25 protein-coding genes and 1 tRNA gene are annotated in these 22,905 nt (G+C 63.5%); 14 read left to right on the forward strand and 12 right to left on the reverse strand.

The window, feature by feature from the left end; genetic code table 11:
- The first annotated feature begins 51 nt into the window (after positions 1–51).
- The 3 genes from flgM (at position 52) to AC3G2C_RS17100 (ending at position 2,174) form a co-directional block, all read left to right on the forward strand.
- On the forward strand, positions 52–375 hold the full coding sequence (gene flgM / locus AC3G2C_RS17090) for a flagellar biosynthesis anti-sigma factor FlgM (RefSeq protein WP_488385843.1): 324 nt from the start codon (positions 52–54) through the stop codon (positions 373–375).
- A complete protein-coding gene (locus tag AC3G2C_RS17095) occupies positions 372–821 on the forward strand; it encodes a flagella synthesis protein FlgN (RefSeq protein ID WP_488385844.1) in 450 nt (149 codons plus the stop codon). Before flgM ends, AC3G2C_RS17095 begins: the two co-directional genes overlap by 4 nt.
- Positions 822–914: 93 nt before the next feature.
- Entirely contained in the window at positions 915–2,174 is a 1,260-nt protein-coding gene (locus tag AC3G2C_RS17100) for an EAL and HDOD domain-containing protein (RefSeq protein WP_488385845.1), read from the forward strand.
- Positions 2,175–2,426: 252 nt separating this feature from the next.
- Here AC3G2C_RS17100 and AC3G2C_RS17105 read toward each other — a convergent pair whose 3' ends face one another.
- From AC3G2C_RS17105 to rsmD, 7 genes are all read right to left on the reverse strand, one after another.
- On the reverse strand, positions 2,427–3,443 hold the full coding sequence (locus AC3G2C_RS17105; RefSeq protein WP_488385846.1) for a TMEM43 family protein: 1,017 nt from the start codon (positions 3,441–3,443) through the stop codon (positions 2,427–2,429).
- 37 nt (positions 3,444–3,480) lie between these two features.
- Positions 3,481–4,323: an MBL fold metallo-hydrolase gene (locus AC3G2C_RS17110; RefSeq protein ID WP_488385847.1), complete on the reverse strand. Its 843-nt coding sequence runs from the start codon at positions 4,321–4,323 to the stop codon at positions 3,481–3,483.
- A 2-nt stretch (positions 4,324–4,325) separates the two neighbouring features.
- Positions 4,326–6,053 carry a gamma-glutamyltransferase gene (gene ggt, locus AC3G2C_RS17115; protein WP_488385848.1) on the reverse strand — a complete coding sequence of 576 codons (1,728 nt, stop codon included), beginning with the start codon at positions 6,051–6,053 and terminating at the stop codon, positions 4,326–4,328.
- Entirely contained in the window at positions 6,050–6,349 is a 300-nt protein-coding gene (locus AC3G2C_RS17120) for a YfhL family 4Fe-4S dicluster ferredoxin (RefSeq protein ID WP_488385849.1), read from the reverse strand. The genes ggt and AC3G2C_RS17120 overlap by 4 nt, the downstream gene beginning before the upstream one ends.
- A gap of 138 nt (positions 6,350–6,487) precedes the next feature.
- A complete protein-coding gene (locus AC3G2C_RS17125) occupies positions 6,488–6,988 on the reverse strand; it encodes a hypothetical protein (RefSeq protein WP_488385850.1) in 501 nt (166 codons plus the stop codon).
- Between the two features lie 237 nt (positions 6,989–7,225).
- Positions 7,226–7,729, reverse strand: a complete 504-nt coding sequence (gene coaD, locus AC3G2C_RS17130; protein ID WP_488385851.1) for a pantetheine-phosphate adenylyltransferase — start codon at positions 7,727–7,729, stop codon at positions 7,226–7,228.
- 85 nt (positions 7,730–7,814) lie between these two features.
- Positions 7,815–8,384, reverse strand: a complete 570-nt coding sequence (rsmD, locus tag AC3G2C_RS17135; protein ID WP_488385852.1) for a 16S rRNA (guanine(966)-N(2))-methyltransferase RsmD — start codon at positions 8,382–8,384, stop codon at positions 7,815–7,817.
- Positions 8,385–8,458: 74 nt separating this feature from the next.
- Here rsmD and ftsY point away from each other — a divergent pair, with 74 nt between their 5' ends.
- The 5 genes from ftsY to AC3G2C_RS17160 all read left to right on the forward strand — a co-directional run bounded on the left by ftsY (position 8,459) and on the right by AC3G2C_RS17160 (position 12,208).
- The gene (gene ftsY, locus AC3G2C_RS17140; protein ID WP_488385853.1) at positions 8,459–9,619 is read left to right on the forward strand and encodes a signal recognition particle-docking protein FtsY; all 1,161 of its coding nucleotides are present in this window, start codon (positions 8,459–8,461) and stop codon (positions 9,617–9,619) included.
- A 13-nt stretch (positions 9,620–9,632) separates the two neighbouring features.
- Positions 9,633–10,733, forward strand: coding sequence for an AsmA family protein (locus AC3G2C_RS17145; RefSeq protein ID WP_488385854.1), 1,101 nt, complete (start codon positions 9,633–9,635; stop codon positions 10,731–10,733).
- The gene (gene mutY, locus AC3G2C_RS17150; RefSeq protein ID WP_488385855.1) at positions 10,730–11,761 is read left to right on the forward strand and encodes an A/G-specific adenine glycosylase; all 1,032 of its coding nucleotides are present in this window, start codon (positions 10,730–10,732) and stop codon (positions 11,759–11,761) included. Before AC3G2C_RS17145 ends, mutY begins: the two co-directional genes overlap by 4 nt.
- Positions 11,762–11,787: 26 nt before the next feature.
- On the forward strand, positions 11,788–12,066 hold the full coding sequence (locus AC3G2C_RS17155; RefSeq protein WP_488385856.1) for an oxidative damage protection protein: 279 nt from the start codon (positions 11,788–11,790) through the stop codon (positions 12,064–12,066).
- Positions 12,067–12,132: 66 nt separating this feature from the next.
- A tRNA-Phe gene (locus AC3G2C_RS17160) sits at positions 12,133–12,208 on the forward strand.
- A 331-nt stretch (positions 12,209–12,539) separates the two neighbouring features.
- Here the strand turns inward: AC3G2C_RS17160 and AC3G2C_RS17165 are convergent.
- The gene (locus tag AC3G2C_RS17165) at positions 12,540–12,959 is read right to left on the reverse strand and encodes a hypothetical protein (RefSeq protein ID WP_488385857.1); all 420 of its coding nucleotides are present in this window, start codon (positions 12,957–12,959) and stop codon (positions 12,540–12,542) included.
- Positions 12,960–13,554: 595 nt separating this feature from the next.
- Entirely contained in the window at positions 13,555–14,370 is an 816-nt protein-coding gene (locus tag AC3G2C_RS17170; RefSeq protein ID WP_488385858.1) for a hypothetical protein, read from the reverse strand.
- 762 nt (positions 14,371–15,132) lie between these two features.
- Here AC3G2C_RS17170 and AC3G2C_RS17175 point away from each other — a divergent pair.
- From AC3G2C_RS17175 to AC3G2C_RS17185, 3 genes are all read left to right on the forward strand, one after another.
- Positions 15,133–15,465, forward strand: a complete 333-nt coding sequence (locus AC3G2C_RS17175) for a hypothetical protein (protein ID WP_488385859.1) — start codon at positions 15,133–15,135, stop codon at positions 15,463–15,465.
- Between the two features lie 154 nt (positions 15,466–15,619).
- A complete protein-coding gene (locus tag AC3G2C_RS17180; RefSeq protein ID WP_488385860.1) occupies positions 15,620–15,904 on the forward strand; it encodes a helix-turn-helix transcriptional regulator in 285 nt (94 codons plus the stop codon).
- 437 nt (positions 15,905–16,341) lie between these two features.
- Complete coding sequence (locus AC3G2C_RS17185; protein WP_488385861.1) at positions 16,342–16,803, forward strand: hypothetical protein; 462 nt, start codon at positions 16,342–16,344, stop codon at positions 16,801–16,803.
- A gap of 51 nt (positions 16,804–16,854) precedes the next feature.
- On the opposite strand, the gene AC3G2C_RS17190 is transcribed toward AC3G2C_RS17185, so the two are convergent.
- Together AC3G2C_RS17190 and AC3G2C_RS17195 are read right to left on the reverse strand one after the other, a co-directional pair.
- Positions 16,855–18,447: an MASE1 domain-containing protein gene (locus AC3G2C_RS17190; protein ID WP_488385862.1), complete on the reverse strand. Its 1,593-nt coding sequence runs from the start codon at positions 18,445–18,447 to the stop codon at positions 16,855–16,857.
- A 359-nt stretch (positions 18,448–18,806) separates the two neighbouring features.
- Complete coding sequence (locus AC3G2C_RS17195; RefSeq protein ID WP_488385863.1) at positions 18,807–19,235, reverse strand: phasin family protein; 429 nt, start codon at positions 19,233–19,235, stop codon at positions 18,807–18,809.
- A gap of 221 nt (positions 19,236–19,456) precedes the next feature.
- On the opposite strand from AC3G2C_RS17195, the gene AC3G2C_RS17200 reads away from it, so the two are divergent.
- Positions 19,457–19,879, forward strand: a complete 423-nt coding sequence (locus AC3G2C_RS17200; RefSeq protein WP_488385864.1) for a PepSY domain-containing protein — start codon at positions 19,457–19,459, stop codon at positions 19,877–19,879.
- A gap of 118 nt (positions 19,880–19,997) precedes the next feature.
- On the opposite strand, the gene AC3G2C_RS17205 is transcribed toward AC3G2C_RS17200, so the two are convergent.
- Positions 19,998–20,396 (reverse strand): HU family DNA-binding protein, encoded by a 399-nt coding sequence (locus AC3G2C_RS17205; RefSeq protein ID WP_488385865.1) that lies wholly within the window; start codon positions 20,394–20,396, stop codon positions 19,998–20,000.
- A gap of 295 nt (positions 20,397–20,691) precedes the next feature.
- Here AC3G2C_RS17205 and AC3G2C_RS17210 point away from each other — a divergent pair, with 295 nt between their 5' ends.
- Together AC3G2C_RS17210 and AC3G2C_RS17215 are read left to right on the forward strand one after the other, a co-directional pair.
- Complete coding sequence (locus AC3G2C_RS17210) at positions 20,692–22,350, forward strand: M28 family metallopeptidase (RefSeq protein WP_488385866.1); 1,659 nt, start codon at positions 20,692–20,694, stop codon at positions 22,348–22,350.
- Between the two features lie 210 nt (positions 22,351–22,560).
- Positions 22,561–22,821 carry a hypothetical protein gene (locus AC3G2C_RS17215; RefSeq protein ID WP_488385867.1) on the forward strand — a complete coding sequence of 87 codons (261 nt, stop codon included), beginning with the start codon at positions 22,561–22,563 and terminating at the stop codon, positions 22,819–22,821.
- Positions 22,822–22,905: the final 84 nt, after the last annotated feature.

The raw sequence follows: 22,905 nt of genomic DNA on the forward strand, positions 1-22,905 counted from the left end.
GGCCGATCCTGAGATCAACAGGGCCAAACGTAAGCACTCGAGAACGGACCCATGAACACCACTATCTCAAACAACGGCTTGCCCAAGCTTCCCCAGGCCCCCGCCGGCCAGGGCACTGCCTCGACGTCCAGCGCCACCAGCGCACCCGGCGCCGAAGCCGCGGCCGGCAGCAAAAGCGGAGACGACCGCGTGCAGCTGACTGACTCCGCGCGCGCCCTCCAGGAGGCCGCCCGCACCCATAGCAGCGCCACCGTCGACACCAAGAAGGTGGAACAGGTGCGACAGGCGCTGGCCAATGGCACCTACAAGATCGACGCCAGCCGCATCGCTGACCGCATGCTGTCGCTGGAAAACCAGATCAACGGTAAGTCATGAACTACGCCCTGCAAGCCGAACTAGACCATGCCCTGATGGCCGCGGTCGAAGAGATGCGGCTCGCAGTGGAGCAGTTGACCGATGCGCTGCAAAGCGAGCGCCTCGCGCTGGAAGCCGCTGACGTGGACGCGCTCAATCGCGCCGGCGCCAGCAAACACGCCCTCATGCTCCGCCTGGAGCAACTGGACGGCGAGCGCCTGCAGCTCAGCCAGGGCGCGCCCGAGGCCAGCCGCGCACTGGCGCCGGTTTGGCAACAGATCCTGCAGTCGCTGCGCGCCTGCCAGCAGCTCAACCAGCGCAACGGCACCCTGGTGGGTGTACGCCTGCAGCAGGTGCGCAAGGCGCTGGCCGTGCTGACCGGCAACAACGATGTCGATGCAAGCGTGTACGGCCGCGCGGGTGAACTGCGCACGAGCCTGCGCTCGCAACCGCTGGCCGAGGCCTGATTCCATGACGCGCGCGAGGGGGAACACTCCACGCACGCGTCGCCAGGCGGCTCCTGCCGCTTGTTTCCATCACTGCCACTCGATCGATTGACCATGAGCGAAGCTGCGGCTATCCCCTCCGCCCTCGACGCGTCAGCCGCCGCCAGCGAACAACCGCTGCCGGTGATTCGACTGCCGATGCTGGACACCAAGCGCGAACTATTCGCCTACGAAATCGTGTTCCAGAAGGACGACGAGGACGAGGCCACCCTCATGCGTCGTGCCCTGGCCACCATCACCGATGGCGCCCTGGCTCGACTGGTTCGCGGCAACCGTACCTTCCTGCGGCTCACCCGCGACCTGCTCATGGAAGAAACCGACGTGCTGCAGCACCAGCCGCGCTTTGGCGTGCTGCTCGACCCCAAGGCCGCTACCGACGCCGCCCTGGTCGATCGCCTCACCCGCATGGCACAGCGCGGTTGCCCGCTGATGCTGGACGCTGGCGACATGGAGCTGGAGTACAACGCCGCGGTAGAGCCGCTGTTGCGAGTGGTGCAGTTCGTTCGCCTGGATGCCAGCAAGCTCGACCCGACCGTGCTGCGCTCACGCAGCGAATACCTGCACGCGCGTGGCACCCACGTGGTCGCCGGGCATGTGGACGATCACTCGACCTATCGCCGCTGCGAAGAACTGCCCGTACAGGCGGTGCAAGGTCAGTTCCTGCTCAAGCCCGAGCCCGTGGAAGTGCCCGTGCTCACCGCCAACCGCCTAAGCCTGCTTCGCCTGATGAAGGCGCTGCAGGAGGGCAACCCGGGCCCGGTGGAACTGGGCCAGATCGTGCGCGACGACGCCATCCTTAGCTACAAGCTCCTGGGCTGCGTGAATTCCGCCTATTTCGCCCTGCCCCGTCAGCTCAAGTCGGTACAGCAAGCGGCGATCTTCTTCGGCGCGTCACGCATGCGCAATTGGATCTACACCATGGCGCTCAGCGGCATGGGCGATCGCCCGCCGGAACTGCTGCGCGCCGCGCTGATTCGAGCGCACATGTGCGAAAAGCTCGCCCAGCACATGGCACCCGAGCAACGCGAGATGGCTTTCACTGCTGGCCTGTTCTCACTGCTCGATTCGCTGATGGAAGCCCCGATGGATTTCGTGCTGTGGCATCTGCCACTGGCACGCGAAATCAGCGGTGCCCTGCTGGAGAACAAGGGGCCGTTCGCTCCCTTGCTGGAGCAGATTCGCGCCTGGGAAGCCGGCGACTTGCGCGGCGGCGAGGTGCAGCCGCAAGTGATCCGTCGCATGGCGGCGATCTACCTGGAAGCCATCCAGTGGGCCGATCACGTCTACGCCTTCGCGGATCAGCGCCCCAATTGATCGGGCGCCTCGCACGGAAAGCTTTCTGAGCCTGTTCACGATCTCCGCGTAGTCCGCGTTGCGTTGGTGTGCCCGCCAGGGAGCGAAGCGCCTGACTGGCGGGCACACCAGTGCAACCCTTCGGGCCGGGGCGGTTTGCACCCAGCTCCGCGTCATCACTCGGTTGTGTACGGACGTACATGCCCTCGTTCTTCCTTGATCTGCGCGCAGACCGCTCCCGGCGCGGGCCACGCGGAGATCATGAACAGGCTCTCAGTGCGAGGTTACCCGCAACCGCCACACGGTAAGGCCAAGCCCTGCCAAGGCCACCAGAAACCAAAGTCCGCCCATGGACAGGTCCGTGCCCAGCCACAACACACTGGCCACCGCGCCAACCAACAGGGAACCCGCGCCCACCGCCAGCAACCACTCGTGATGGGTGCGACGGCTCTCCGGCAATAGCAGCAGCACGCCGAGCGCACCGAGTATCAAGGCAGCCACGCGGCGCAACCACGCATACGATGGCGGTTGTGGCACGTCCGGCGCGATGTCATTGAGCGCGCGCTCACCCACCTGCACATCGAAGCCCTTGCCATCGCTCGCTTGTGCCGCGGGCACCAACTGGTCGCCATCGATCTGCGCAAACACCGTCACCGGCTGGGCGGGCACGATCTCCCAACTCACGCGCAGGTCGCCCAGGCGCGGCTGAGCCGGCTTGGCGCTGGTGGTGAAATAACGATCATTGAGGGAAAAGCTTGCCGCCAGATTGGGCGGCAAGCTTTTCGCGTCCGGCATCAGCACATCGCTGCCAGGCAACGCGTGCAGCAAGGCGGGCGCCAGCGCATAGCCACCCACGCGTACCTGACCAGCATCGAACTGCTTACCCTGGATGGGAAAGCGCGAAGGATTGGCATGCCCAGCGGGCTGCGCAAAGCGGCTGGAGTCGATCGGGCGATCTACCCAGTCCAACTCGTAATGCACCTCATCGGACACACGCACTTCACGCCACTGGAACATCTCCACGTGCCGAATCAGCACTGGCGACTGGGAGCGCTGACCAAACTCTGGGTCGTAAGGCGCTTCGACCACCCGTAACGGGCCCGACACACGCGCCAGGTAGCCATGCTGACCCGACCCCGGCGACGCGTCGGCCCCGAGGTCGAGAATTTGCCCGCCATGCCGCTCGGCGGCCCGACGGTGGTCGAGCAAGCCCTGTTCTGTCATTGCCGCCAAGCCCACGCCGCCCAACAACAGCAGCGTGCCCAGCACTCGTCGTAGCCATGGTTGCATCGCGGTCATCTCCCCCGTGTCGACCGGCTATGTCCGGTCAGCCCCGCAGTTCGCGCTGTTCGTCCGCCGTGCCGTAACGCCCCCGCTCATCACGCACCACGCGCGCCACCGCACAATCGTGATCGTGCGTAAAGAACAGGCGCACGTCCCTTGCCAGCTTGTCGTCCAGAAAACGGCGCTTCTCGTCGATCAAGGCTTCCGGGTAACGGTCGTAACCCATCGTGATGGGCAGGTGCACCCAGAAGCGCCCCGGAATCAGGTCGGCACAGAACACCACGCCGGCCACCTCCGACAGCATCAGGCCGGGTGTATGGCCGTCCGAATAGCTAAAGCGCACCGCCTGGCCCAAAGCCTTCGCATGGTCGCCCTCCACCAGCTCCAACCGACCGCTGGCTTCCAGCAGCGGTTGCAGCTCGGGGACGAAGGAGGCCCGATCACGCGAGTGCGGCGTCAGCGCGCGCCGCCAATGCTCGGCGCCCACGACATAGGTGGCGTTGGGAAACAGCAGGCGCGGCGCCTGCCCCTCTTCCCACGCGGCAAGCAAGCCGCCCGCGTGATCGAAGTGCAGGTGCGAGAGCACCACCACATCGATGTCCTCGTGCGATAGGCCTGCCTGCGCCAACGAGTCGAGCAATACGTGGCGATCTTCCACCACGCCGTAGCGTTCGCGCATGGCGGGCTCGAAGAACGCGCCGATGCCGGTTTCGAACAGTACGTTCTTACCATCCAGGTTCTTCACCAGGAGGCAGCGGCACGCCAGCGGAATGCGATTCTCCGCGTCCGGAGCGATCCAGCGCGACCACAGGGCCCGCGGGGCGTTGCCGAACATGGCGCCACCATCGAGCTTCTGCGAGTTGCCGGTGAGCGACCAGAGCTCCATCGTTATTGCACCTTGCCCAGACCCGACTCGCGGCGCGGATCGCTGGCCGCGTCAAGCGTGTTGGTCTTGAGGTCCCAGGTCACCACGTTCATGTAGCCCCAGGGGTTGCGATCCTTCAGCGTGTGGCCCATGCGGGTCAGTGCCTCGGCGGTGGCGGGCGAGAATGCGCCCGGCTCCACGTCCACGCGGTCAGGCATGTACTGATGGTGGAAGCGCTTCTGCGCCACGATGCCCTTGGCGTCCTTGCCGTCGATAAAAGCAAGGATGCCTTCGAGCACCTGCGTGATGATGGTGGAGCCGCCCGGCGACCCGATCACGCCCACGCGATCCGCGCCGAACACGATGCTCGGCGTCATCGAGGAAAGCATGCGCTTGCCCGGTGCCGGCGCATTGGCAGCGCTACCGAGCAGGCCATACACGTTGGGCTTGTTGGGCACCAGCGCAAAGTCGTCCATCTCATCGTTGAGCAGCACGCCGGTGCCTTCGGCCACGAAGGTCGAGCCCATGGTGTAGTTCACCGTCAGCGTGATCGAGGCGATATTGCCGTCCTTATCGATCACGGAGAAATGCGTGGTGTGCATGCCAGGATCGACGCCCGTGCTGGCCGGCAGCATCGACGAGGGCGTGGCCTTGTCCATCAGGATGGTCTGGCGCAGGCCCGCCGCATAGTACGGCGACAGCAGCATATCCAGCGGCATCTTCACGAAATCCGGATCGCCAAGGTAATCGTTGTGGTCGCGGAAAGCACGACGCATGGCTTCGATCACCAAGTGCAGGCGATGGGGCTCGTCGAGCTTGGCGAGGTCGTAGCCGGAGAGAATATTGAGAATCTCCGCCACCGCCACGCCACCGGAGGAAGCCGGCGGCGCAGTGAGCACGCGATAACCGCGGTAATCCACGCTGATCGGCGTACGCTCCTTGACCTGATAACCCTCCAGATCTTTGGCCGTCCAATTGCCACCAGCGGCGCGCACGGCGTCTACCAGCTTCTTACCGACTTCGCCGCGATAGAACCCGTCGAAACCGTGCTCGCCCAGCAACTCCAGCGTGCGAGCCTGGTCCGGGTCCTTCCAGGTCTGCCCGGCTACCGGTGGCTTGCCGCTGGGCAAATACTTGGCCACGGATGCCGGCCAGCGGCGAATGTCCTTCTCGCGCTCGGTGATGGCATTGATCATGCGCCCATCCGGCACAAAGCCCTCGCGCGCCACGCGCACGGCCGGCGCCAACGAATCCTTCAAGGGCAGCTTGCCGTAGTGCGTGGCGAGCCAGGCCAAGCCCGCCGGTTCACCCGGTATACCCGCCGAGAGCGGGCCATTGAGCGCGGTGTCGCGATTGGGCTCGCCGTCCTTGTCCAGGTAATCCTGCGGATTCACCGCGGCTGGTGCGGTTTCACGCGCATCGATAAACACCTCGCGGCCATCGGCACGGTGCAGCACGGCCATGAAGCCGCCGCCGATACCGGAGCTTTCCGGCTCCACCACCGACAGCGTGGCGGCCACCGCAATGGCCGCATCGAACGCATTGCCGCCCTTGGCGAGCACTTCCAGGCCCGCTTCGGTGGCGTGGAAATTGGCGCTGGCGATACCGGCGTGGCCGGGGCGCTGGGAAAGGGCGTGTGTCGCAGGCGCGTTGGCGGGGGAAACGGGCGGGCGCCCATCGGCGGCGCAGGCCGCGCCAGCGGTAAACAGCAACCCGAGCAGCGCTACGCGCCAGTTCAACGAAAACGTCATGCGTCGTCCTTTGCGGAGGCATCGTTCACGGCCCCGGCGGCATCGCCGCTCGCGGCCATCAGGTGGTGGTACTTATGTTCGAGCTGTTCGTGCGTTTCGGTGTGTGCGGGGTCGATGATGATGCACTCGACCGGGCACACTTCGATGCATTGCGGCTGGTCGTAGTGACCGATGCATTCGGTGCACAACGACGGGTCGATCACGTAGTACTCCTCGCCCAGCGAGATGGCCTTGTTCGGACAAACCGGTTCGCAGACGTCGCAATTGACGCAGGTATCGAGGATTTTCAGAGACATGCCGGGCAGTTTACACGCTAGGCCCCACCGATGCGGCCGAGGAACCCCCCATCCGCAACGCAAGTTACCGCCGCATAAAAAGAAAAACCCGCGACACTGGCGTGCCGCGGGTCGAATTTCCGAATCGGAAACCGCTGCTTACATGTTCACGTAGCGCACGGTGGCGCCGGTGGGCTGCAGCGCGGCGGTCACGCGATCCTTGTCGGCGGCGTCGCCGATCACCAGCACGATCACGTCCTTGAACGAACCGGGCTTGGCGTCCTTGAACGCTTCGGTGACGAACTCAGCGGTCTTGGCCGATTCCGGGCCCGCGAACACCAGCATGTTGCCCGGCAGCACGCCGCGGGCCACGGTGTCCTGCACCTGGTCAAGCTGGCGCTGGCGCAGGGCGTTGGCGTCGTCGCTGTCACCGGCCGGCACCAGGTACGGGAACGGACGGTCGGCGGTCATGCCCTGCATGTTCTTCTGCACGATCGAACCGAGGTAGGCGTTCCACGCCTTGGAATCGTTCGGGTCGGTCGGCTTGGACACGGCCTGGGCCTGCTCGGTCGGCTGCTGAGCCTGTTCCTGCTGGCTGCAAGCGGAGATCGACAGGGTGCCAGCGAGCGCGATGGCGGCGAGGAGAGCGTACTTGTACATGTGTGTCACCTTGGAGGGTGGAATCTGGGGCTATGGATCCATTGGATGACTGGACCATCCAGCCGTCGCGCGACTGCACCGTGAAACCCGGGTGCAAGCGCGGTGGCACCCCACCCTGCTCCCCACAGGTCCGCGGCGAGTGACTGTCCTGTCCGCAGGATGCGGCGAGGATACACGACGGCGGCCCGCCCCGACACCGTTGCCGGTGCTGCGGTGCGGCGTGAACTCGCGTGGGGTTTAGCCGCGCTGCCAGCGCTGGCGCATGGCCTGCTGCACGGCAGGATGCACAAAGCCGGAAATATCACCACCCAGCCGGCCGATCTCGCGCACCAGCGTGGAGGAGATAAAGCTGTACTGCTCGGCCGGCGTGAGGAACAGCGTCTCGGCCTGCGGAATCAAATGGCGATTCATGCTGGCGAGCTGAAACTCGTATTCGAAATCGGACACCGCCCGCAGGCCACGAATGATCACGCCCGCGCCCACCTCTTCCACGAAATGCGCGAGCAGGCCGTCAAAGCCTCGCACCTCCACATTGCGCAGGTCGGCCAGGGCCAGTCTCGCCAGCGTGATGCGCTCGTTCAGGCTGAAACCCGGGCCCTTGTTGGGGCTTTCGGCCACCGCCACGATGATTTTTTCGAACAGCGGCGCGGCGCGCGCGACCAAGTCCGCATGACCATTGGTGATCGGGTCGAAAGTGCCAGGGTAGACGGCGAGACGCGTATTGACCGGCGGCTTGTTCACAGGGCAGACCACGGGGGGACAGGGGCGGCTAGCTTAGGCCGGTTCGCGTGCCCCGCCTAGAGTGACCAACGTCCGTACGCAAAGGTCAGGAAACCGGTGCCAGGCGGCGGTAAAGTGCGTAGCGCACCTCGCCCGCATGCCCCTCGCGATGCAGCACCCACGATGCAGGCAACACTGGGGCCAGACCTTTAGGGCCCTCCACGTAAATCCACGCCGAGGGTGCCAGCCAGCCACCCTGCTCCAGGCGCTCCGCCAGCGGCGTCCACAGACCCAAGGCGAATGGCGGGTCGAGAAACACCAACCCGAACGGCTGCGCCGCCCCGTGCAGATAGGCCTGCGCATCGGCCGTGGTCACCTGCCCGCCGCTCGTCTTGAGCCTCGACAGATTCGCTCGAAGGGCCTGGGCCGCCTTGGCGTCCCGCTCCACGAACTGCACCGCCGCCGCACCACGCGAGAGCGCCTCCACGCCCAGCGCGCCGGTGCCGGCACATAGATCCAGGCAGCGCACGCCGGACATCACCGGGGCCAGCCAGTTGAACAGCGTCTCCCGTACACGCTCGGCCGTGGGGCGCAGGCCGGGTAAATCGGGCACATCGAGTCGGGAATTGCGCAGTTGGCCGCCAATGATGCGGATGCGCCCTGGGGCGCTCTTCACGGCAGGCTCAACTCAGCGGTGAGTATGGGTCGGGGTGGTAGCATGCCGCCCATTGTCTTTGAATCGTCGCCGCAATGCTTAAGTTCTGGAAGAAGAAACCCGCCGAAACGCCTCCGGCCCAGCCTGCCGCGCCAGCGGCCGAGCCCGTGCCGCCGGCCGCCGGGACGCCGCACGACACGGATGCCGCCTCGCTTAACCACACCACGCCCGTGCTGGACGAGGTACTCGCCGAGGCCCCACCGTCGGCAGAGGCCCCAGTGCAAGACGAAGCCGCCGAGCTTGCGGCCGTTGTCGAAGCCGCCCAGCCCGCCCAGCCCGCCAAGCGCAGCTGGCGTGAGCGCCTTTCAGGCAGCGCTTTTGCGCGCGGGCTCAGCTCGCTGTTCGTGCGCCACCCCAAGCTCGACGACGACCTGCTGGACGAGCTGGAAACCACCCTGATCACCGCCGACGTGGGCATCGAAGCCAGCACCGCGCTGGTGGAAGACCTGCGCAAGCGCATGCACAAACGCGAGTTCGCCGACGCCGGCGCACTGCTCACCGCACTGCGCCAGTCGCTTATCGCCCTGTTGCAGCCAGTGCAGCAGCCGCTGGCAACCACCAGTCACAAGCCCTTCGTGATTCTCACGGTGGGCATCAACGGCGCGGGCAAAACCACCACCATCGGCAAACTGGCCCGCCGCTATCGCGATGAAGGCCAGCAGGTGATGCTCGCCGCGGGCGACACCTTCCGCGCCGCCGCCGTTGAGCAGCTCAAGACCTGGGGCGCCCGCAACGCCGTGCCGGTCATCGCCCAAGGCCAAGACGCCGACGCCGCCAGCGTGGTCTTCGACGCCCTGCAAGCCGCGCGTTCGCGCCAGGCCGACGTGCTGATCGCCGACACCGCCGGCCGCCTGCACACCCAGGGCGGCCTGATGGACGAGCTGGGCAAGATCGCCCGCGTGCTCAAGAAAATCGACACCGAAGCCCCGCACGAAGTGCTCATGGTGATCGACGGCACCACCGGCCAGAACGCCGTGAGCCAAGTACGCCAGTTCCGCCAGATCGTCGGCGTTACCGGCCTGGTCGTGACCAAGCTCGATGGCACCGCCAAGGGCGGCGTAGTGTTCGCGCTGGCTCGCGAATTCGGCCTGCCGATCCGCTACGTGGGCCTGGGCGAAACTGCCACCGACTTGCGTGTGTTCGACGCGGAGGCCTACGTGGACGGCCTGCTGCCCGCCAGCCTGGGTCAAGGCTGAAGGGCGCCGACCGGTGCCGCGCTGGCTACGCCTCACCTTGCTCATCGCCAGCAGCGCCACGCTGGCGTTGGTAGCGGCCACACTGGTGGCCGTGCACGTGCTGCTGCAACCCGAGCGCATCACCGCCATGTTGCAGTCGCAGGCGAAAGAGGCGGGGTTGGAACTGAGCCTGGCGAGCCCCGCCACACCCGCACTGTTTCCTCGCCCTGCACTGGAACTGGAGGGCATTACGCTGAGCGCGCAAGGCGCCAACATGCCCATTCTGCTCGCGGCGCGCGGTACGCTCGCCTTGCCTTGGCGCACCCTGTTTCGCGGCGAAACGGTGATTTCGCAAATGCAGATCGATTCGCCACGCGTGGATCTCGATGCACTGCAAACGTGGTTCGACGACCTTCCCTCCGGCCCTGCCACGCCGCCCGCCACCATTCCGCGCATTGACGCGGGCGTGCACATCACGCGCGGCACACTGGTGCGCGGCAACCAGATGCTGCTGAGCGACGTGGACTTGCTCACCGGCCGCCTCGCGCCCGATCAAGCCTTTGCACTCACGGCCTCCGCCAAAGATTCCCACGACACCCCCACGCAACTGCGGCTGTCGCTGACGCCGCGCATCAAGAACAATGCGCTGCAACTGGACAACATCGCGCTGCAACTCTCACACAGCAGCACGCTCACTCTGCACCTTACCGGCGATGCACGCTGGCGCGGTGCGGCCGACGCCTCCGCGCACCTAGCGGGCAAGCTCGACCTCGCCGACAGCGGCGAATACACCATGGCCCTCGCGTTGAGCCCAGCCGATGAGGTCAACCCATTGATGCTCGCGCTCAAGCTCGACGGCCCCGACAACCATGCCGACCTGCGCCTGCCTCCATTGGCGCTGGCAAGCTGGTGGAGCCAACTCGATCACGACGAAGGCCCGCGCCTGGCCGTGCCCCCCGGCAGCGGCCATGCCGAGATCGCCAAACTCGAAGTGGGTGACATGAGCATCGAAGGCCTCACCATTCAGGCCGGCGATGACGCACCCGCTGCCGCAGCGAGCGCCACCGCACCCGCCTCAGGCGCTGCACTCAAGACACCACCAACAAAAACGGCTACGCCGCGCAAGACACCATGAATCCGTTTGCTACCGCCCTACTGGCCTGGTTCGACGAACACGGCCGCAAGGACCTGCCCTGGCAACACCCCCGCGATGCTTATCGTGTGTGGCTGTCCGAAGTCATGCTGCAGCAGACGCAGGTAAGCACGGTCATTCCGTACTTCCAACGCTTTGTGCAAACACTGCCCACGCTGCGCGACTTGGCCGCTGCCGACGAAGACACCGTGCTCGCGCTGTGGTCTGGCTTGGGCTATTACCGCCGTGCGCGCTTCCTGCAGCGCGCGGCGCAGCTTTGCGTGGAACATCACGATGGCGAGCTACCCAAGGATTTCGACGCACTGGCCGCCCTGCCCGGCATTGGTCGCTCCACCGCCGGCGCCATCCTTGCGCAAGCGCATGGCCTGCCATTCGCCATTCTTGACGGCAACGTCAAACGCGTGCTCACGCGCTACCTGGGCATTCACGGCCACCCAGGGCAAAGCGCTATCGAGAAGCAGCTTTGGCAGCATGCACAGGCCTTCACGCCCGACATCCGCGTGGCCGACTACACCCAGGCCATCATGGATCTGGGCGCCACGCTATGCGTGCGCTCGCGCCCACGCTGCGAGGCCTGCCCCATGGTCGCCTCATGCGTTGCCAAGCGCGACAACCTCACCGCGCAACTGCCCAGCGCCAAACCCACCAAAGCCGTACCCACGCGCGAAACCGTCATGCTGATCCTGCGCGATGCGCGCGGACGCGTGCTGCTTGAGCGACGCGGTGCGCAAGGCGTGTGGTCGGGCCTGTGGAGCCTGCCCGAAGCCGCCGATCACGACGACGCCTGGCGCTCGGCACAGGCCCTCGCCAAGATCGACGATGCACAAGCCCTGCCCGCTTTCATGCACGTGTTCAGCCACTACCGCCTGAAAGTCGAACCCTTGCTGTTCGATCAGGCGACAGCACACCGCCGCGTCGCCGATAATGCGCAACGGCGCTGGTGCGACGCTGCCGAACGCGCCGCCCTCGGCCTGCCTGCGCCCGTGCGCAGCCTGCTGCAAGATCTGTAAAACCCACCATTGAAGAGCCGCTTTCCATGAGCCGTACCGTTCATTGCGCCAAACTCGGCCACGACGCCGAAGGACTGGATTTCGCCCCATGGCCCGGCCCCCTCGGCCAGCGCATCTACGCGGAAATCTCCAAAGAAGCGTGGCAGCAGTGGCTGGGCCACCAGACCATGCTGCTCAACGAATACCGCTTGAACCCGCTGGACCCCAAGTCGCGCCAGTTCCTGACCCTGGAAATGGAGAAATTCCTGTTCGGCGGCGACGTGCAGCAACCCCAAGGCTTCGTGCCACCCGACACAAAGGCTTGACGAACCTCCCCGCTTCCGATTTAATGCACGGCTCCACGCGGCATCTTCGATGCGCGTCGACATTTTGGCCGGGTAGCTCAGTTGGTAGAGCAGGGGATTGAAAATCCCCGTGTCGGCGGTTCGATTCCGTCCCCGGCCACCATGATTCCAAGGGCCTGCAGAAATGCAGGCCCTTTTCTTTTGCTCGCGGATAAGCGCGAGCGCCGTTCGTGCACCATGATGAGGGCTTGCCGCAAAGGCCCGGAAGTGAGGCGACAATCTGGGGTGCCGAGGCCGCAGCGGCGGGGGAGATGATCGACATAGAAACCTCCTGTGTTCTTCCATGATCCGTATTTTTTACGACCAATTCGAAGATCTCTTTAGGCGCTACCAGAACATACGCATGAGGCCATGCGACTTACGTCACGAACACGGTTGGCACCTCTTGTGCGCGTAAAGAAGTGCACAGGGCCTTTTCTTCGAAAGATGTCAGCTTACAGCTCGTCATCTTCCGCACCATCCGAGCCCTCATCCTCTGGCTTCGCCATCTCTGCACGCGCACGTTCCACATACGCATCAAGCGTCATGCCTTGCTCAAGCGCATCGCGCTCTGCCTCGGCCTGGAATTCCGAGGAGTAGGCGTGCGAGATACTTCCTCCATCCTTCTGCTGGATGTCCGCAAGGCAATGGAACATCGCCATCACCTCCGCCGCACTAGCGCCGCCGCCGATCACCTGATTGCCAATCACCAGTACCCAATCACTGCCCTGGCGCCCAATACCGGCAATCACCCGGCCGGTTGAGTCCTTCATCTCACCGTGAGGCTCAATCTGACGGCTCGTATGCCCGCCATGTCCACGCGTGGGAAGTTTCTTTCGTTTGGCGTCACGCTTGGCTTTTGAGTTCTTGGACATGGCCCGCTCCATCGACTGCATAAGTGGATTCAGTGCGCACTGTAACCAACGGCCACCCAAAAGAAAGCGCCGGTACAAACACCGCAAGATGCCACCTCTCGCCGATGGCTCCCCGCCGATGTGACACGACGCCCACATTCCCGCGACTCCCATGGGGCGCTGAGCACGGCCTGATTAAGCGGGATTATGCTCGTCATTCCTGCGAAGGCAGGAAGCGCTTTTCGACGGCCGAAGGGCTGCTCATCTTGTGCTCTTACAGGCAAGCATTTACAGGCGCTGGATCCCAGCTTCCGCTGGGATGACGATCAAAATCAAAGCATCTCTAAGGGCCGGAGGCGACACTTGACGCTATTGGATCGCGTGGTGGCCGTAGCTAAAGATCCAAGTGGCATGGCAGGCGCAAGGCGCCTGGTGCCAAAAAGCGGTGATTTTGGCTTTGCCAAAACCACTTGTCGGATCCGATATCGCAGAGCGCCTGGCAGCCCTCTTCTATGACACCTTCGCTGTGCCTCGTTGAAGGTCGATTTCTTCATACCGATACATTCGAGCGCGAAACGATACTTTCAACTGGCTTGAATTAGCGAAGCCGCTTCAACTAAGCCCTTGCGTAGAATCCGAGCGTGTTTAGATCGCTATTTGGTCGGAAGATGAGAAGGTTACGGATATCGAAAATGTCGCCTCTCATAACGCCATGATAAGTTCTACCGCGAGAGTCGGTATAGTTCACAGCTCCTAGCCTGACGGCGTTCGCGACCTTGGAAAATTCGAGGATTGTTCTCGCACTGCTGGGTTGTAGGTTGAAGTTGAGCGCTGATCCATCCGTGGTGAAGTAGGATTCGCTGCGATCCTTGCCTGCGTTGAAAGCCTTGTAGAACTGCTGAAAGACATCCAGAAAGCTGAACTTTTCATCAGCCGCTTGCGACACCGCCGCCATATCCAGTTCATCAGCGGATCCGTCCAACGTTGCCCATAGCCGATAGCCCTCGACCGCATCGTCGTGAAAGCTTTGAAGGGCCGCTACCAGCGCACTATTTGCGTTTAGCTGGCGCTGCAGCCACGTCTTGTCTATCTGGTCCATGGAGGACGAGATGACTTTGATCTTGCCGTTGTCCGTCTGGAAATCGAACTTGGCATTAGCCAAATCAGGGCGCACCCTCATGACCAACTCCATCGTACTCGTCAACGCATCCAAGGCCCTGGATGCAGCCTGAGGCATATGCGTCGGTCTGAACATGATTCTTAAACGCGCGTCCAACTCAGCTTGGCGTTTAGCTAGATCATCACTTGAAAGAAGCGACGCGTCGGAGGCCGAGCTACTCGCATCTGTATTTAGTTGCTCTCTTAAGCTCTGGAGTGGTGAGGACACAACCTGGGGCGGCGTGTCCGCAACAGCGGGACGGATGATCGACATGGAAGCCTCCGGCCTTTTTCCGTGATTCGTATGTTTTTACGGCCGGCACAAAGGCATCTTTACGAGTCGACTGGTCATAAGGCGTGACAACGCGACTTACGTCACAAACAAAATCGAAACTTTTTGTGTGGTTGAGAAAGTATGTAGGGCCTGGCTGTGCTCGGATGACCGATGCGCATTCATCCGGCGCAGGGCTTGTATGGTCACGACCTATCCCACTACGTGATGCGGCTCCGCACGCTCAACGCATCGACGATTTCAGCCGCGAAGCCCTCGTTGTGGAGGCCCAGTTGAATCTGCTTACAGCGCGCGTGAACCGCGCAGCGGGGCTTCATCGCAGCATGATGCTGGCTATCTATCCTGCTAAGCGGCGCATGGACAATGACTCGGAGTTCGTTGTGCTAGTGCTCGCCGAATAGGCGTAGCGCAAATGCTTTGCGCGACTCGAAACGGCGATGGAAAGGGATTTGACCTTTCCTTCCCGTATCGAAGGTTCGGCACTTAGCTGATAGCGAAAGCACCACGCGCACCCGCTCCACTGACAGCGCCCGCCGCAGCGGTTGCGCGCCAGGGCCGCATGGCTCGACGCGCCATTGGCTGACAAGGTACTCGGCGGGGCTCTGCTACTTTTTGTCTCGTTGCGCGTGGGGTGTCTGAATCCATTTCTCGCGCAATCGTGACCCTCGGGTCATGAAGCGCGGGCCGCGAGTGCCACTAACACTCACGACCCGCTGGCCATCACCAACTGAATGGAAGTTGATCATGGCTGTCCACGATCATACGGCACGCGCACGCCCGTCTTTCCCACCAGAGGCTACGCACGCGACCTCCGCCGACACGCTGGCCCCCTCAGCCGCGGCGCAGGACGCAGAGCAGCGGTTGTTAACGCTGGTCGGCATTGCCCGCTCGGCAGATGCTTTATTGGGTCTGCTGATGGATAGCGAGGAGGCTCTCCTCGCCCCGTCGCGCCGAGGTTCCCAGCCGGTACGCCAGCTTGCCCTAACCCCGTTGGAATCCGCGGGGTTATCGTTGGCTGTGCATTACCTGCACACCTATGCGCGCTTGTTGGGCCAAAAAACCGCCGCCAGCACCTGACCCGTCCGTTGATCGCCCCCGCGGCGCACCGGGCGTGTTGCCGGTGTGCCGCACCTTGGCGATTACGTACGCATGAATTGGCATTTTGCCTACATGTATCGCTGCGCTCGCGCCGGCGTGTTTAAGCGTGCGCGCACATCAACCAAGGACAGTGATGAGTCGGATTCCCCTCTCACCGCGCATGTACGTCAGCCGTGTGCTGGCCGTGCGCTCACCCGCGCAGGTGCTGCTGCACGATTACATGCTGCCGGATGACCTCACCTTTGCGCAGACAGCGCGGCGCATCGGCATCACCAGCGCACAGTTAAAGGATTGGATGATGGAGGGCAGACCAATGACGGTGGATCTCGCCCGTCTATTCGCGCGCGCGTTCAACACAACGGCCTTGTACTGGATGGTGTTGCAGGCGCGCCTGGAGCTGGAAGAGCCGGCCGATTAAGCACACCCTGTAGCGTGTATTGAACTAGGGAGCCCCGCGCGGGCCTTGGCAACCGGCAGGCCCCGGCCACCCCGCTTTGCCCCCCCGGCTTGCCCCCCCCAAGATTTCTGAACGACCACCCCGAGGGTGCGCTCAGTGCTCAGACCTCCACCGTTCTTTGCGCGATACTAGGCGCCGATGTGAAAGGCCCTGGTTTATCCAGGCCTTGGGCTTTAGGCCATAGTCCCTCTCCCAAGCCCTCATCGAAGGCCTGAAAGCAGCCGACTTGTTCCTTAAGTGGGTGTTGCCGCGGCATTGTTTCTTGTAGGCACCTTTGCTTTTTTGCCCGGAGCGCCAAAGCGGAACGGCGTGCTGCGGCACAAGGCGCGGCCCATGCTTGATGCTACATTCGGGCCGATGTTCAACGATTGAACGTCATCCATACAAAGGGGTTTTATATGCGGAAACTACTGTCACATCGTGCAATCAAGGCTGGATTGTTGGCGCTGGTTCTCTCCGGTTCGGCATGGGCCACCCAGCCGCCGGCCACCGGCCTCGGCCAATCCTGGCCCAACGCCACCGACGTCAGCGCAAACGCGAACTTCCACGCCTATGTCTTCGTGCTCGGTGGCGTTCAGTACGTGCAGGTGAACGATATCAACGGCAATGTGCTGGGCGCCGTAGGCACCGCCAATGGTCAGTTCATCACCCTGCCGATTGGCCGTTTCTCCCAGCAGGTGGCCACGCCGCAACAAGCGCCCACGGCCAGCACCACGGCTACGCCGACCGCCAGCTCCACCACGGTGTATCAGGACACGGCCACCACCGTGACCGCTACGCCGCTGAGCGACGGCACGATGCAGCTTCGCGCTGCGTCGATTTGCAACGACCCGGTTGAGTGCAACACGCACATCAACTAAGCACGACCCATCCGGAACCATGGCGGCGGCTGCCGCTGCTATGGTTCCGGATCAAGCAACTTCCGGATCATGCAGGATCAGGCTGATGCGCTCGCCCTCCTGCGAGGCGCGGCGGCGCGCCCGCCCTTCAAACGCCTGCGCACGGTGCTGAATAGCGTCAAAGCCCATGCCACTGCTGGCCAGGCGCACCATCAGGTCTTCCCAGCGCGCCATGGCCGAACGCTCTTCGTCCACGCGGCTTTCCACGCTGAGCACCACCCAGCGACGCCCCTTGTACGCGCCGCCGCGAATGCGCAGGCGAATTTCGCTGGCTTTGCGCTTGGAGCAGATCAGCACAATGCATTCGCACGCCAGTCGATAGATGGCGATGTGCACGCTGGGCGACAACCGACTAAGGCCGCGCCCTTCGATGTCGCACCAGTAGGAAATGCCCACCTCGGCCAGGCCACGGGCAATGGAGCCTTCGCGTAGGGCGGCAGGCAGGCCGCGCTCGCGCCAGGTGCTGGGGTAGAGGCTATCGGACAACCGAAACAGTTGCTCCTGCGCAATCGCTGCCTGACGCATGTAGGAGCGCTCGTCTACCACCGGAACGGTATGGCGCAGACGGCCAATCAGGTGGCTATAACCGACGCGTACGGATTCGCGAATCTGCTCCACGGCCAGCGAGGTCTGGCGTAGCTGCATTTCGCCCACGTAGATGTTCCGCTGGGCAATCGCCAACGCCATGCGCAGTTCGTCACGATCCTTGCCGTCTTTCTTGTTGAGCACGGAAATGCGCGCGCCAAGGAGCAGCATGGAGGTAATGGCAAAGGCAATGAATACCTGCGCCTGCAGGGTGCCGGCGTCGTACTTGGCCGGCATGGTCAGCACCACGGCAATGCTGGCGGCGGTGCCGCCAATGGCGGCGCCTTGCCAGCCATGGCGCAGCGCCACCCAGATCACGGGCAGAAACATGGCCATGCGCGCGGCCTGGCGCGCGGTTTCGCTGCCTGCCTGAAAGCTGAGCCAGATCAGCAGCGCCAAGGTAGGCAGCAAGGTGGATACGGCCTCAAGCAACAGGCGACTCTCGATGAACTGCCCCCAGCGTGCGCCCTTGGGCGTAAGGGCAAGCGATTCGCGTACCCATACGGCGAGTGGCGTTACCGTCAGCACACCGAGGAAGTTGCCGATAAACCAGCGTGAGGCGAGCACGTCCCAATGCAGTGCCGGATAACCCGGCGGCAGTTCGGTAACCGCCATCGAGACGAGATTACAGAGCGTCCAAACCACGGCCACCAGGAACATACAGAGCAGCAGAATGCCCATCTTCACGGTGGACGCCGTGGGGAATAGTCGCAAACGCTCGCGGCACCAGTGCACCACGGGCATGGCGACTGCAATAGGGGGCACGGTAACCACCAGCGCCCACGCCGTGCCGTACTGCTCGCGACACGTAAAGCCGATATAGCCGAGCGGAATCAGCTCACCAACGGCCAGCGCAGGCCAGTAGCGAACGGGAATGAACAGCAGCGCACAAAGCCGAAAGCCCGCAAAGAGCACCCAGTGCGAAAAGGAAACTTGGTAAAGCGCAGCGAAGCCCGCCGCATACCCCAACGTGACCGCAACGTGCTTTAGCCACGCACGCTCCCCCAGACCCTTCCGCATCTTTGGCTACCCCTTAGCACTAAAAGACACTAGCTCGGCGATCGGGCTTAAAGATCGCCGTACAAAGGGCTGGATCGAACAACGATAGGGGTGAAAACGCAGTGAACGGCCCCTGCTTCGCCGTGTAGGCAGGCCCCAACCCGGAGCACTCTGGCTCGCGCCATAACTCGCCTATTCCACCGCCCCCGACCCTGCCTGACAAGGCACCCACCCTGTGCTTCCGTGGCCCTAAGTGCGTTCTTGATCACACTTTTGGCACCCAACGGATGCATAAGTCGGAGCGGACAGCGCAAGGATAGCAAATCCGGGCTCACAACCCGAGTACCGCGCGCCCTGCGCTGCGTGAAACATGGATGTCATCACATAGATGAACCAAACCTCCCCCACTGGGCGATGAGGTCCTCCCACGGGCCTGCCAGGCCCTTTTCCCCGGCGCTGTTCAACGCGCGCGCGGTGTCCTTTTGCCAGGTCAACAAGGCCTCCTGCAGGCCCTGGGCGAAGTGTGCCTGCACATTGGCGGCAATCTGATTGGTTACATGGGCGTCGCCCACATGCATTTGGAGCTGTCGCCAGAAGGTATCGGCCGGCAAGGTGGCGAGCGAGGCCCAGTCCTGCGCCTTGATCAACTGCTCTACCCGCGCCTGCGATTGGGCGATGCCGTCATCCACGGTGCGCGAGGAAAGCTCCAGCCATTTCTTCCAGTTCTCCATCACTAGCTTGTTGACGCGCAATTGGAATTCGGCGTTGGCCTTATACAGGCTCAACGGCAGATCGTTCGCTTGACTCATGCTTATGCCCTCGGCGGGTGTTGGGATTGGCTCGGCGATCCAGCGCCGCGGTGGGAGCATGCACCGGCAAGCCTCAACAAAATGTCAGTCGGCGGAATCGCTGTATGCCGGGCAGCGGAGGGAGCGCACGTGCCGTTCAGCCACCAGCCCGGTCGCGTTCACCGGAAGTTATTCCGCACGGGGGAACACTCGGGAGCCTCCCCAGCAACCGAGGCATGTCCATGAAGAAGCTCGCTTCATTGACCATCACGATGGCCCTGGGAGTGGCCGCCAACGCCATGGCGCAGGATGCGCTCACCGAACACCAGATTCAGGCGTCCCTGGAACAACAGGGCTACAGCAAGGTGCACGACCTACGTTTTCACGACGGCATGTGGACCGCCAAGGCACGCAGTGCCAACGACAAAGGCGTGGACCTGCGCATCGACCCCAAGAGTGGCCAGGCGCTCCCGGACCGGCAGGTGCCACGCCTGAGCGAAGCGGACGTGCGCGCCGAACTGTCCACGCAGGGTTATACCCATGTGCGCGACGTGGACTACAAGGATGGCATGTGGGTGGCCCGGGCCGACAACCCCGCGGGCAAGCGCGTAACGCTGCAGTTGGATCCGGAGTCGGGTCGGGTGATGGGCAGCGATCGGCACTGAGGGCCGACGCAGGAGTCGATGGCGGGCCTGATGGCCACGGCGCTTTCGGCTCCGGAATCCGTCAGGTGCGGCGCAAACGCCGCACCTGACGCAAGAACACTCTAGCGAAACGCTACGCTCAGAGAGCGGCGTCCTTGAGCTTCTTCAGCGGGCGAACCTTGATCTTCACCGTGGCGGGCTTAGCGGCGAACCACTGCTCTTCCTTGGTGAAGGGGTTGATGCCCTTGCGCTTCGGCTTGGCCGGAACGTTGACGGCGGTGATCTTCAGCAGGCCCGGCAGCGTGAAGTGACCGGCACCCTTCTTGTGCACCGAATTGGTGACGGCGGCCTCGAGCGAGGAGAGCACCGCGCGCACGTCCTTGGCGATCACGCCGCTGACTTCAGCGATGTGAGCGACCAGACCCGACTTGCTCAGGGCTTCCTTGATCGGCTTGTTAACGACTGCCTTGGCGGCGGTCTTCGGAGCTGCCTTCGGAGCGGCCTTCTTCTTTGCTGCTGCTTTTTGCGCCTTCGCCATACATTTCCCCGTGGTCATCAAGATGATGGTGTCTATAAATGCCTCTCGGCATGCGGAATGTATGGCATGCCAACCCATCGCGCCAAGCTGCAGGACGGAAAAAATACGGTTTTTTTTGCATTTTTCTGCCCGGAGGGGTGAAAAAAGTCACGGACGCGGGCAGCGGAGGGCTGTTTTCAAGGGTTTTCACCCTGCTCCCACCGTGTGTTGACCCCAGCGCTAGACCTTCATGCTATGGACCTGCGCGCCTGGCGCTATCTACTATCGAGGTTCGTTTCCCCGCTAGGTGTAGTCCATGAAGCGATTGGCTCTTTCCCTGCTCGCCCTCTCGGTGACGACGGCTTTGTTCGCCGCCACGCCGACCACCCCGACCATCGATCCGCACCGTCTGTCCGACGATGTGAAAACCCTCTCGTCCGACGCCTTTGAAGGTCGCGGCCCCGCCACCGCAGGCGAAACCAAGACGGTCGACTACGTGATCGCCCAGTTCAAGGCGGCGGGCGTGCAGCCCGGCGGCGACCTGAAGAACGGCAAGCGCGAGTGGACCCAGGCCGTGCCGCTGCTGCAGTCCGACATCGCCGGCACGCCGCAGCTTGCCTTCACCGTGAACGGCAAGGCCGAGAACCTCACCCAGGGCAAGGAAATTGCCGTGCGCTCGGCGCTCGACGGCTCCAAGGCTGTGGACATCAAGAACGCGCCGCTGGTGTTCGTGGGCTATGGCGTGAAGGCGCCGGAGCGCAACTGGGACGACTTCAAGGGCGTGAACCTCAAGGGCAAGATCGCCGTGGTGCTGATCAACGACCCGGATTTCGAAACCGGCGTAGGTGACTTCGGCGGCAAGGCCATGACCTATTACGGCCGCTGGACCTACAAGTACGAGGAGGCCGCGCGTCAGGGCGCCGCCGGCATGCTGATCATCCACGAAACGGCACCGGCCTCGTATGGCTGGCCCACTGTCGCCAATTCCAACACGAACACTCAGTTCGACGTGGTGCGCGATCACCCCCGCAGCGTGCACACCCCGCTGGAAGCCTGGATTCAGCGCGACGTGGCGGTGGACCTGTTCAAGGCCGCGGGCCTGGACTTCGAAGCGCTTAAAAAGCAGGCGCAGACGCGTGAGTTCAAGCCGGTGGAGCTGAAGGGCGAAACGTTCTCGGCCAATTACAAGGTCGACTCCAAGGTCATCGTTTCGCACAACGTTGTGGGCCGCATCGAGGGCACCAAGCGCCCGAACGAGACGGTGATCTACAGCGCGCACTGGGATCACCTGGGCGTGGGCGCCCCCGACGCCAAGGGCGACAAGATCTACAACGGAGCCGTGGACAACGCCACCGGCACCGCCGCGCTAATCGAACTGGCCCGCGCTTTTGCGCAGGGACCCAAGCCGGAGCGCTCGGTGGTGTTCCTCAACGTTACCGCCGAAGAGAAGGGCCTGCTCGGCTCGGAGTACTACGCCTCCAAGCCGCTCTACCCGCTCGCCACCACCGTGGCCGATATCAACATGGATGCGCTCGACCCGCACGGCCCCGCGCGCAACTTCACCATTTCCGGCAGCGCCAAGCTCGACCTGCTCGACGAGCTGACCGACACTGCCAAGAAGTGGAACCTGGTGTACTCGGCCGATCCCAAGCCGGAGGCGGGCCACTTCTTCCGCTCCGATCATTTCCCGTTCGCCAAGCGCGGCGTGCCTGCCATTTCGTTCGGCTCGGGTAACGACTGGTTAGATGGTGGCCTGGCTGCCGGCAAGGCCGCCGAGGACGAGTACGTCGCCAAGCACTACCACCAGCCTTCGGACGAATGGCAGGCGGATTGGCCGTTTACCGGCATGGCGCGCGACCTGCAGATTCTCTACACGCTGGGCAACGACCTGGCCAATTCCGATACCTGGCCCAACTGGAGCAAGGACTCGGAGTTCCGCGCAGCCCGCGACACCACCGCGACGCAACGCAAGTAAGCGCTTAGCCTGCCCGTACCAGACGGCCCGCAGCGATGCGGGCCGTTTTTTTGTGTGCTTTTCACAGGCCGCTCATTCACATGACGGGGCGCCGATGCGACCGTCACCAAAGGGCTTGTCAGGCGCCATGGAACCGTCGCAAGGCCATCATCGGGAAGTCACGCAAGCCCGGCAGGCTAGGCGCCATCCCCGCAGAACCCCGTCGTCCCCATGTTGGCGCAATACGTTTATCCATCGAAAGCCGGTCTTTTCCGCATCATCCGGCATGGCCGCCAGTGGCGCGTGCTGCGCGAAGCACACGAAATTGGGCGCCACGAAACCGCCGAGGCCGCACTGATCGCCGCGCGCATCGCCTGCCCGCAAGCCCGGCTACCCGGGGAACTGGCGCATTGGCGCTACCTGCCCGAACAGGCACTGGCCCACTCGCGCGTTACGCGTGAGCCGGCACAGCGCTGGCCGCTCGCCGGCTGAATGGCGGCGGGGCCAAGGCCGGCGCTTAGAACCGTTCACTATCTCCGCGAGGCCCGCGTTGCGCTGGCATACCCGCCAGGGGGC

The organism is Frateuria sp. sgz306004 (genome assembly GCF_057750885.1).